This is a genomic window from Albidovulum sp., from assembly GCF_049646345.1.
Taxonomy (GTDB): domain Bacteria; phylum Pseudomonadota; class Alphaproteobacteria; order Rhodobacterales; family Rhodobacteraceae; genus Albidovulum.
Genome location: NZ_JBARVQ010000810.1, coordinates 1 through 4958, shown reverse-complemented (window position 1 = coordinate 4958; position 4958 = coordinate 1). Strand labels below are relative to the sequence as shown.

Here is a 4958-nt window from a genome sequence, read left to right as displayed (position 1 = left end):
GGTGGTGCGGGTTTCGGGTTTCTGACCGATGTTGCCGGCGAGGATGACGATGTTCTGCATGATAAGCTCCTGTGTTTCCTGTCTTCGGGACCGTCCCTTCGACAAGACCCGGAAAAAGCCCGTCGGGCGACGCGTGCACGGTGGACAGCATGGACACCGGAAACCCCCAAAGGACCGGGGTGGAGCGGGCAGGACGCAATAGCGGCCAACTCGGCCCGGTCTGACGCGGGGTTGCGCGCGAGAGCCCGAACGGGATTAGGGGATTGTCAGTCGAAGGGATGGCCCGGGAGACAGAGATGCGCGGGGAGCCCATGCCAGAACCCGTCACCCGGCCAATCGAGACCGCCTGACCCCAAGTTCAGCACCTGCCTGGCGGCAAAACGACGGTCACCAGCCTTTGCCACCCATGCCCCAGCCTTCCGGGAGTTGCGGCGCCCTGCATCGACGGGCTATCGATACCGGGACATTCAGGACACGGACCGCACAAATGGCTGATTGCGATCTCGAGCCACTGTCGCTCGGCGAGCTGAAGAAAATGCAGAAGGACGTCGCCAAGGCGATTGCCACATTCGAGGATCGGCAGAAGGCGGAAGCCCGCGCCAAGGTAGAAGCTGTCGCCCGGGATCTGGGCTATTCACTGGCCGAACTCGTCGGGACAGATAGCAAGACCAAGCGCGCTCCAGTCGCACCAAAATACCAGCACCCTGAGAACCCGGCCGTCACCTGGTCTGGTCGCGGGCGTAAACCGCAGTGGTTCGTAGACGCGCTGGCTGCTGGCACAACGGCTGGTGATCTGGAAATTCGCTGAAAGATTACCAACCCTGTGGCTAAAGAGTCCGAGGCGGATCGGTGCCCGACCCAGTCATTCGGGCCTGGCGCCGCGTATGATAGGTGCGGCTTCACTTTGGCCGCCAATGTCGTGCCGCGGCCCACATCGAAAAACCTTCAGAGTTGCCGATATTTGCTGCAAACCGTCTCAATGCCGGCTCATAAAAATATCCAACACTTGTTTCGCTGAGTCACCTAATTGGAACAATAGAACTTCAGCCGCGTGTTTGCTCTGGCACAGGCCGTCTGCATGGCATCCCAATGCATCAGGAACTGCCGCAGGCGGTTCGGCCAACGCTCTTGGTTCAGGCCCTCCACAAGCGCTTGCCTGCGCGCCATCTTCGCTCCGACAATCCAGATTTCACGATCAAAGGACGGATTTCGACACGACGCGTGGAGCAGATCGTTGAGTTGAGCAGATGTGAGACCGTTAGGATTCCGAAAGATGCGGCTACGACCATGTAGCCTGACTTGATTAGCCTGTACGTCGGTTTCCCATCGATCGGGCGTCCAGACCGTGGATGGCTGTCCGCGCGAGATAAACCCGAGGCTTGCGAGTGCTTGCCGACCGACATCCTGTAGTCCGCCGACATGATATCCGGTGCCGCCCCGCCCCACATCGCCGACCTTTGCGTGAACAAACACGATCTTCCTGTTATCAGGATCAAAACCTATGAAGTCCGCGGCTTCACGGCTATCGTCATCACACAACCAGACCGGTATGGCTTCAATTTCGGCGGTAAGTTTGTCATCCGCGATCCCGTTGGCAGCGCGCTGGCCTTCGCATGTTACCGAAAAAAGCCCGAAAATGGATTGCCTGTACCAATTTGCACGATTTGCGGCGTATTGATCGTCGCCCTTCTCGGTCAGGACATCATCGAGCGTGGGCGATGCGTGGATATATTCGAGAACCGGTTTGACGCCACCGTCCTGAACCCACTGCATCTTCGGTTCGTAGAAATTGCCCTCCGAATACACGACGCTGTCACGCTGTGTGAGAATTCGGAAGGCCTGCCCTTTGTTAAGCCGCTGTATGAGCGTCAAGGCCTGACGCCTATCCTCTCCTTCCTGCGCGGGAGCAAGCTCATCCAGCCTTGGGCTGGTAACCCTGTATTTGCGGGTTTCCGAAACGAACTCGACGCTACACGGCACATCCTCGTCGCCGATCTGGATCGTGAATCCGCCTGTTGCGCCATCCACCTCGGCACATAGATCAAAGTAATCGATGTCCTCAAGGAGAACCCAGGCCGCACCACCGGCCTCGTCGTCGCGCATGTCGTCAAGCGATGGGTCAAGCAGGATCGAAACCGGCTGGGCTTCTTGGTCATCGATATCTTCGACCAAGGCAGCATATCGATTAAAGACATGGCTTCGATCCCGATCGGCATCCGCCAGCTCGGCGGCGATTTCTGTAGTCCATGTAACATAGTCTGCAACCGAAACATGGCGCTCCGAAGCATCGCGCAGGCGCGAGCGATTAAAGCCAACATACCGGGCGGTCCCGTTTACAAAACCGGCGGCAGTTGCAGGAACGAGCGAAGGATCAAGCAAATCGGTAAAAGCATCTGCAAAAGAACGAGTCCGCAGAGCCATTGCCCGGATCGCATGTTGGGACATGTCGAGAGAGGAGAAGGACATGCGGGAAAGTCGGGACGGATTGTCGTCACTCTCGGGGAAGGCCTTTTCCATGACCGACCTGCCCGCTCGTTTGAGGCTTAGGCCGTCCATATCCACCACAAGGCCTTCTGTATCGTGCATGAAAACGAGTTCACCCTGTTGGACAGCAAGGAAAACCCCAAGCTTCCATTCAGAAAAGAACCGGTCGATCAGGTACGGCGAGTTTCGCCACGCATAGTAGGAAAAACCGATCGAACCATCCGGCATGCCTTCAATCGGCGTAATCTTAAACCGGTCCTTGTCCATGATTGCTTCTTCGATCACCGTGGCGAACACACGGATGTCGGGAAGCGGTGCGGCAGTTCTCAGAACAGCGGCGGTTCGGGGAAGCTGGATGTCGCCTGCGGCGAGTGGCTGTTCGAACTCGAAGCGCCCCCGAAATTCACCGCCAATATATTGATACTCGGCCATGTATTCGAGCAGGCGGTCCGGAAGCGTAACCTCGTTCGTGACGATATGCGCGGTGTTCCGCGCCGCATAATCCTCGTAGCCTTGGTATCTCTCCCAAGTAGTCCGAATACGCTCGGCATTGGCAGGAGTGGAAAGAATCCAACCTGCCTGGGGTATACCATCCTCACCCCGCGAATATCTGGTCGCACGTCCAATCTGCTGCACGAGTTGTCGTGCATTGCCCATGAGATCGAAGATGGCGACGGCAACGAATGACGGATCGTCAATCCCCTCCATGAGCTTGTTCTGGTGAATCCAGAACTTCGCGTCAGGGCGGGACCGAAGAGCGGACGCGACGCTGGTGAACATGTCCCGGTTCTGCTGCGTCTTCTTCGCGCGGTCATGGATCACGACAGCTTGCGTTTCGAAGACGCGGTTAATCTCGGTCTGTAAGAGCGTGAGGGTCTCAAGGTCATCACCGCGCACCATGACTTTTGGCGTTACGCCGTTCAAAAACCAGCGTTCGGCCTCCCGCAGGCGCTCGAGCAATTCCTTGTGCAGAATGCCGACAAACTGTGGGATTGCAGCTTCCCGCACAACTGGTCCGACGTCGCCTTCTGGCACGATGATATCGGCGGGACGGATAATACGCCCGTCAACTGCCTGCCTGTAAGGGAAGTTGAAGAGATAACGTCCGCGCACACGAAACGACTTGTAGTCGTTCCTGTAAGGCGTTGCGCTCAATAGAAGAGTCGGCAGATTGAATTCTCGAACGCCGCGTGACCACGAGATAGCAGGCTCGTAATGACCTTCATCGACGATCACGAGATCAAACTCGTCCCGGATATGCGCTAAAAGAGCTGCTGCAACTGCCGAACCGCCATCATCAGGATCTTGTGCCGTCTTGCGGATGTCGCCGAGCGCCTGATGCGTGCCGACGAGAATGGCGCGATCAGTGGCCTGATCGCCCAGATGCTGCACCACCATGCCGACATTCTTGGGCAAGAATTGTTCGACATACACGTTGTCAAGCGTGGTGCCGAACACGTCGGCCTCCGCGGTGAAGAGCGCCGAGCCGTTTGCCTCATACCCAAGGTGAGACCAGAAACGGTAACGGATGTCCGCCAGGAGTTGCTCAGTCAGCGCAGTGCGTGGCGTCAATACGAGAACACGGCGGACCTCCGGCAGACACCGCGCAAGGATCGCAATGATGCCAGACTTGCCTGTGCCGGTGGGTAGCTTTAGGAGCGCAGCTTCTGTGTGCTCGGGCCGCTCCGGTATCTGCTTGTCCCCGTGCAGATAGGCAACGACCGTGGCGATAGCTGCTTGCTGGTGCCCCCAGAGGTGTGGCGCATCGTCGACACCCTCCCAGAAGTTGTAGCTTCGAAGGTGCCGGAGGGTCCGCGAATAGGCTCTGTTATCGATTCCCTGTCCCGTAATCGACGTCCGCTCATCCGAAATTAGTTCTTTTAGATTCACTTTTTGTTTTCCTTGGCCGGATGGCAGTACGTCGATCGGCTTGCATACTTCGCCTTATAGTTGAAGCGTAACCACTTATTTTTTTGGCGGAAAGAGCTCTTACGAATATTCTAAGTCATTCAACTATCAAAGCATATGACATTGCAAAGGCCGCTTCGAACGCTGCATGCAGCACCGAAAGATAGAATTAATGTTCGGTCCGGCCCGGACATGTCGATATTCTTGGCGTTGTGGCAGTCGCGTTGCAACTGGCACCTCTACAGCTTCAGGCCATCTGGCGCTGCGCCATCGGCGGTCCACTGTTCCGAATATTTCACCGGCACCGTGCGAGAGCGCAACGACGCAGCAGAAGACGCTTCTGCGCCTCCGCGTGAGCCTGCCGGGGTAACCGTGGGCCTAAGCCCACGGGTCAATCTCAACCAGCACCTGAACCTCGTCGCCGTCGATTTCATCGGCGGGGACGGCGCCGAAGGTTCCATCCCCTGCCTGGAAGACGACGATTGAGACCATGAGCGTGGCGGCGAGGGAGGCGGCGAAGGCGTGTGCATCTTTGCGGGACATCTGTTTGGCTCCTGTCTTGGAGG

At 57.4% G+C, this 4958-nt stretch carries 3 protein-coding genes; 1 reads left to right on the top strand and 2 read right to left on the bottom strand.

All coding sequences use genetic code 11. The features are described 5' to 3' along the window. Positions 1-487 precede the first annotated feature (487 nt). Positions 488-808 (top strand): H-NS family nucleoid-associated regulatory protein, encoded by a 321-nt coding sequence (locus tag WBB85_RS21255; RefSeq protein ID WP_209273916.1) that lies wholly within the window; start codon positions 488-490, stop codon positions 806-808. 215 nt (positions 809-1023) lie between these two features. Here WBB85_RS21255 and WBB85_RS21250 read toward each other — a convergent pair whose 3' ends face one another. Beyond that, on the bottom strand, positions 1024-4374 hold the full coding sequence (locus WBB85_RS21250) for a DEAD/DEAH box helicase (RefSeq protein ID WP_432640574.1): 3351 nt from the start codon (positions 4372-4374) through the stop codon (positions 1024-1026). Positions 4375-4770: 396 nt separating this feature from the next. After that, the coding region (locus WBB85_RS21245) for a hypothetical protein (protein ID WP_432640575.1) at positions 4771-4958 on the bottom strand (188 nt) is incomplete at its 5' end.